Origin of the sequence: Microcystis sp. M079S1 (genome assembly GCF_020246425.1) — a bacterium.
In the GTDB taxonomy this organism is placed as follows: Bacteria; Cyanobacteriota; Cyanobacteriia; order Cyanobacteriales; family Microcystaceae; genus Microcystis; species Microcystis aeruginosa.
In genome coordinates, this window is record NZ_JADBSZ010000233.1 from 25,255 (window position 1) to 31,610 (window position 6,356).

At 44.2% G+C, this 6,356-nt stretch carries 4 protein-coding genes; all 4 read left to right on the plus strand.

Translation table 11 applies throughout. The features are described from left to right. The first annotated feature begins 200 nt into the window (after positions 1–200). The 4 genes from pyk to IM456_RS15650 all read left to right on the plus strand — a co-directional run bounded on the left by pyk (position 201) and on the right by IM456_RS15650 (position 6,244). Positions 201–1,622, plus strand: coding sequence for a pyruvate kinase (gene pyk, locus IM456_RS15635; protein WP_149987318.1), 1,422 nt, complete (start codon positions 201–203; stop codon positions 1,620–1,622). Between the two features lie 245 nt (positions 1,623–1,867). Beyond that, positions 1,868–2,665, plus strand: a complete 798-nt coding sequence (gene modA / locus IM456_RS15640) for a molybdate ABC transporter substrate-binding protein (protein WP_149987335.1) — start codon at positions 1,868–1,870, stop codon at positions 2,663–2,665. 3 nt (positions 2,666–2,668) lie between these two features. Further along, positions 2,669–4,507, plus strand: coding sequence for a molybdate ABC transporter permease subunit (modB, locus tag IM456_RS15645; RefSeq protein WP_287692602.1), 1,839 nt, complete (start codon positions 2,669–2,671; stop codon positions 4,505–4,507). 213 nt (positions 4,508–4,720) lie between these two features. Next, positions 4,721–6,244: an NACHT domain-containing protein gene (locus tag IM456_RS15650; protein ID WP_287692603.1), complete on the plus strand. Its 1,524-nt coding sequence runs from the start codon at positions 4,721–4,723 to the stop codon at positions 6,242–6,244. Positions 6,245–6,356 lie beyond the last annotated feature (112 nt).

A 6,356-nucleotide genomic window follows, 5' to 3' on the forward strand; every position in this document is an offset into this window, starting at 1 on the left:
AAACGAGCGGAGATGGTTATTAGTTTATCCTACCTTAAAGATATCAACGGTTGCCGCTGATGGCTGACTCCTGACGGCTAAGGAGAGGACTCGGAGCGATTGCAAGTCTGTGGAAAAGCTTAATTTGTTTTCCACTTCACTGTTAGTTAACCTAAAGTGAATATCATGTAATCGTCCCAAGATTGATTAGTAAGGGTTCCATGTCAATTATTACCCATAGAACTAAGATCGTAGCCACGATCGGCCCTGCGAGTAATTCGCCAGAAGTCCTCAAGCAGATGATCGGTGCGGGGATGAATGTAGCACGGCTAAACTTTTCCCACGGTAGCTACGAAGATCATGCGAGAGTTGTTACCCTTTTACGGCAAATTTCTCAAGAATTAGACAATCCTATCACTCTCCTGCAAGATTTACAAGGGCCGAAAATTCGCGTTGGTAATCTCCCCAATGGTTCCATTACCATCAACGACGGCGATTATCTCACCCTTGTCCCCATGGATGAGTATCGGGGAGAAGCGAACACCGTTTCGATCGATTATCCCTATCTGGCCGAGGAAGCCAAGTTAGGTGAGCAAATTCTCCTTGATGATGGCTTATTAGAGCTAAAAATCGTTGAAATTAACGGAAAAGACCTAAAATGTCAAGTGTTGGAGGGAGGAATTCTCAAGAGTCGCAAGGGAGTCAATCTACCCCGTCTCAATTTGCGCTTACCTTCTATGACCGAAAAAGACAAACAAGACCTAGAATTTGGTCTTTCTCAGGGGGTTGATTGGGTTTCCCTCAGTTTTGTTCGTAAAGGAGAAGATATCAAGGCGATTAAGGCATTTTTAGCCGAGAGAAATCATGCGGATATGCCAGTGATGGCTAAAATTGAAAAACCGCAAGCGATCGAAAATTTAGAGTCAATTGTCGAGGAATGTGACGGAATTATGGTGGCCCGGGGCGATTTGGGGGTAGAATTAAGTCCCGAAAAAGTCCCCATGTTGCAAAAACGCATTATCAAACTCTGCAACATGAAAACTATTCCCGTCATTACTGCCACCCAGATGTTAGAAAGCATGATTCACAATCCCCGACCGACTCGGGCCGAGGCTAGTGATGTGGCTAATGCGATTATCGATGGAACCGATGCGGTGATGTTATCGGGGGAATCAGCAGTGGGAGATTTTCCCGTCAAAGCTGTGGCTATGTTGGCCAAAATCGCCCATGATGTGGAAGCGGATGTGAAGTTTGATAATGCTCCCCCCAATCAGTCCGATGAAACTCACGCTCTCAGTGAGGCTTTAGTGGCGATCGATCAAACCCTTGATCTCCGTTATATTGTCACTTTTACCACCTCTGGCTACACTTCGCTACTGGCTTCTAAGGAACGTCCCTCGGTTCCCGTCATTGCCATGACTCCCAATAAACGAGTCTATCACCGTCTCAATCTAGTCTGGGGTGTGATCCCGATTCTTCTTGATCATCAGGTGTCCGTCTTTGAGGATGTGTTAAAGCAAACGGAATCAATTCTGCTTCAGAAAAATCTAGCGCAATCGGGCGATAAAATCCTGATTATGGCGGGAATTCCCATGCAGAAAACTAAAGGCACTAATTTCCTCAAAATTCACAGGATTCCCTAAGTTCTAGGATTCAGGGGTCAGTATTCTCCGAGACAGTATTCTCCGAGACAGTATTCTCCGAGTCAGGAGTCAGCTTTTTTCTCCCCACACCCCCACTTCCCCACTCCCCCATCTCCCCACTTCCCCATTCCCCACTTCCCCACTTCCCCAAGAAAAACTTTTTGCCGCAAACCCTAGATACAGATTTCGGGCGGTGGATTGGTTGTGATAGATGTATAAATATCGATCGCTTGCTGTCAATCTTGATGAAAAGACGATATTTTCTGGCTTTTATCGGCTCAATTGCCCTTAGTTGCTTATTATCTCCCAGCATAAACCTTTTTTCGTCTACTATCACCACTGCACAAACCCAGACAATTCTAGTTTCTGCCGCCGCTAGTCTCAAAGAGGCCCTAGAAGAAATCAAGCCGGGGTTTGAAAAAGCCCATGGCAACATTAAAGTTAACTATAACTTCGGTGCGTCGGGAGCTTTGCAACGGCAAATCGAACAGGGTGCGCCGGCCGATGTTTTCCTCTCGGCCGCGACTAAGCAAATGGACGCTTTAGCAAAAGCTGGTTTAATCGATACAACTACCAGAAGAAACCTGCTCACTAATCGCCTAGTTTTAATCGTTCCCAAGAATTACACCCTAAAAATTAGCGATTTTCGTTCCCTGACTAACAGTAATGTCAAAAGAATTGCCGTGGGTGAACCGCGCAGCGTTCCCGTCGGTCAGTACAGCGAAGAAGTTCTGAAAAATCTCGGCATTTTAGAGCAAATAAGACCAAAACTGGTCTTGGCCAACTCCGTCCGTAATGTTCTCGCCGCCGTAGAAACTGGTAACGCCGATGCTGGCCTTGTTTACCTCACCGATGCCAAAATTTCCGACCGGGTAAAAGTAGTGGCTACGGCTGCCAATAATCTTCATTCTCCGATTATTTACCCGATAGCTGTGATTAAAGACAGCAAAAACCCGCAAGCTGCCAAGACTTTCGCCCAATATCTCACCAGGGCAGCCGCTAAAAACATTTTTGAAAAATTCGGCTTCGGAATAGCCAGATAAACAATGCCAGACTTTTCGCCCCTATGGATATCCCTGAAAACCGCCACCATTGCCCTGATAATCATCTTTTTTCTCGGTATTGCCGCCGCTTATTGGATGTTAGGCTATCGCGGACGATGGAAATCTCTAATCGAGGCAGTTTTCGTCGCGCCCTTAATCTTGCCCCCGACGGTGGTAGGCTTCATTTTACTGCTTCTATTCGGCAAAAACGGACCATTAGGACAGTTATTAGACTTATTCAATTTTCGCATCGTTTTTACTTGGTATGCCGCCATCATCACCGCGACGGTGGTGGCTTTTCCCCTGATGTACAAAACCACCCTAGGGGCTTTTGAACAGGTGGATGCCAGTCTTTTACAGGTTGCCCGCACCCTAGGGGCATCGGAAGGGAAAATATTCTGGCGCCTACTTTTGCCCCTCTCCTTCCCCGGAGTATTAGCAGGATTAACCCTAGCTTTTGCCCGCGCTTTGGGGGAATTTGGGGCGACTTTGATGTTAGCGGGTAATATTCCGGGGCAAACTCAAACTATCCCGATGGCGATTTTCTTCGCTGTGGAAGCAGGAGCGATGACTGAGGCTTGGATATGGGTGTTTATTATCATGTTAATCTCCCTATCGGGGATTATCGCCGTTAATCTCTGGCAAAGTCAACGTAAACAGCAATTAGGACGACCGGGAGAAAGCAAACCTAACGAGATGGAGGACTGGCTGCCACCCTGGGAGGGTCGCGATTTTGCCCTTTTAGAAGCTGAAAATAATCATTATAGGGATAAAATAGGCTTATTTGTTGATATAGAGAAATCTTTACCCGGTTTTAACCTCTCGGTCACTTTTAACTGCCAAAATCAGCCATTAGGACTATTAGGGGCTTCGGGTTCGGGAAAAAGCCTCATTTTGCGATCGCTGGCTGGGGTGGAAACGCCCTCAAGGGGTCGTATTGTCTTAAATGGTCGCATTCTCTTCGATTCGGAAAAGGGAATTAATCTCCCCAGTCGTCAGCGTCGTATCGGTTTTGTGGTGCAGAATTATGCTCTTTTTCCCCATCTCACCGTAGCAGAAAATATCGCTTTTGGTCTCTCGAAAAACTTATCTAAAAAAGTTATTAAACAGCAGATTGCCAACCAATTGGAATTAGTGCAGTTACCCGGCATGGAAAACCGTTATCCCCATCAATTATCGGGGGGACAACAGCAACGGGTCGCCATCGCTCGCGCTTTAGCTAGTCGTCCGGAAGCTTTATTATTAGATGAGCCTTTTTCTGCCCTTGATACCCATCTACGCGCTCAATTAGAACGTCAGATGATCAAAACTTTAAGTAATTACGATGGCGTGACAATTTTTGTTAGCCATAATATGGATGAAGCCTATCGAATATGTGAGAATTTATTAGTTATGGAAAAAGGGCGGGCTATTGCTAATAATTCTAAACAGAAAATTTTTGAGCGACCAGATAGCGTTAGTTTGGCCAAGATTACTGGCTGTAAGAATTTTTCCCGTGCTATTATCATTAATAACCAACAATTGGAGGCCATTGATTGGGATGTTAAATTACACACAGTCCCCGAAATTCCCGACTATTTAGCCTATACGGGAATTCGCGCTCATCAAATTATTTTTGGTCGAGATTTAAGCAATATTAATACTTTTCCCTGTTGGTTAGCTAATGCCATTGAAGGACCCCATCGGGTGACTCTCTATCTGAAACTTAATCAACCCTCCAACCACGACCGCGATTTTCATATCCAAGCAGAGTTATATAAGGATAAATGGTTAGAAATTAAGGAGCAAGCTTTGCCTTGGACTGTTACTTTATCTCCCCAGCGTTTATTATTATTAAAATAAACAGAGATTTTGATGCTAAGTAGGTGGGTGTAAAAATTGTCAAACACCCCCCTTATCAAGGGGGGCAGGGGGGATCGGCACCCCCTTATTAAGGCGGGATTAAGGGGGGATCGGCACCCCCCTTATCAAGGGGGGATCAAGGCTGGATCGAACCCAAAATCTATCTTCAATAGAGTTCTAATATAATTAGAAGAGGTTGATCAAAGGGGGTTTATGGACGATAAAACCGCAAAGCTGGAAGCATCGGAATCTGAGGAGAAAAAAGAATCAGATTTTGACCAGGAAAAGGAACAGGCTCAAGTTTGGACGGGAAAAATCACTGCTTTTGTTGCCCATCAACTCCGAACCTCCGCTCCTTCCCTTCCAATTATCGGGGGTAGCATTACAGGCGGCTTAACTTGGCTTAGTCAACATGACGCGGTTAACGCAATTATTGTCGGGGGAGTCACCTTTATCTTCACGGGCTTTTTTACCTACGGATCAGCCTGGAGTAAAGCGTTTTTAGAAGTGGTAAGAACCATAGGTAAAGATCACGGTAAAGGTACAGCTTTAAGCTTTTTTGTTTGGCTAGACAAAGGACTTGAAAAAATACGTTGGCAATTAGCTAATCCTGACGGGAAATATTTAATTAAATTACGGGATTCAGATTGTCGTTATGATGATATTGAAGGGATTGAAGATGCAATCTTTGGTTTTTCTACTCCAGAACTGGAAGAAATTTTTATTAATTTGGATCTGAGTCAATTAGAACTGCGCTCAGAAGAAGAGTCTAAAGGTACGGGGGATGATATTTGGGATTTATTGCGACGGGCTAAAAAGAGGACAGATTTACGGTTGTTAATTCTGGCTCCTGGTGGCCGAGGAAAAACGACTTTATTGCGTCATTTAGCCTATAACTACGCTCTAAAACAACCGAAACAAAATGCACCTTTTTTAATTCCTGTCTTTTTACGTTTACGGAGATGGCAGGAAGTGATTACCACCACAGAAGGATTGGATTTACCAACCTTAATTGAGCGACATCTTAAACAAGATATTTCTCAAGAATTAGATTTACCTCAGAACTGGGCTAAAAGTCATTTAACCCGTCAGCGAATGTTAGTGATGTTTGATGGTTTTGATGAAGTTAAACCCGAATATGCCGAAAAAGTCAGTCAATGGATTGGCAAACAGTGGCATTATTTTCGCCAAAACTATTTTATTTTAACTTCTCGTCCCAAAGGCTATCAAGCGTTTAGCTCTGAGCATAAACCTCGGCAAAAGGTGTTTATTAATGAATTTACCGATGAAAATATTCAGGATTTTGTGTATAAATGGTATTTCTGGCAAGAGCAGGAAACCAGAGTTAGCAGAAGTTTAAAAGCTAAACAAGAAGCTGCCGATAATAAAGCAAAGGATTTAATTAATCAGTTATTTGCTCTCGATGATTCCGGGGAAAGTTCTACTCTATTAGCCTTGGCGAGAAATCCCTTAAATCTGAATATGATAGTACAGTTACATCGGGCAAACTTTGGCTCGGGACAAAAATTACCTCAGCAACGAGTGGATTTATTTCGCCGAATTTTTGATCTGCAATTGATCACTCGCCCTCAAGCTAGGGGCATTGATATGATTTTAGATAATAATGAAGAAAATCATCGTCAACGGGTATTGCAACAGTTAGCCCTGAAAATGGGAAATACAACCACGATTGAATATTCAGAATTACGCAACATCTCAAAAACCGCTGAGAGGTAAGATGAAAGCCACGACAGCATCTCTGGCCTCTCAGCCTATCGCCTGTGGCTGTTAGGTAGTGTCTAGCTAGTGACCAACTTCCAGGCTGAGACTGTTCTGGGGAGCCGCCCGC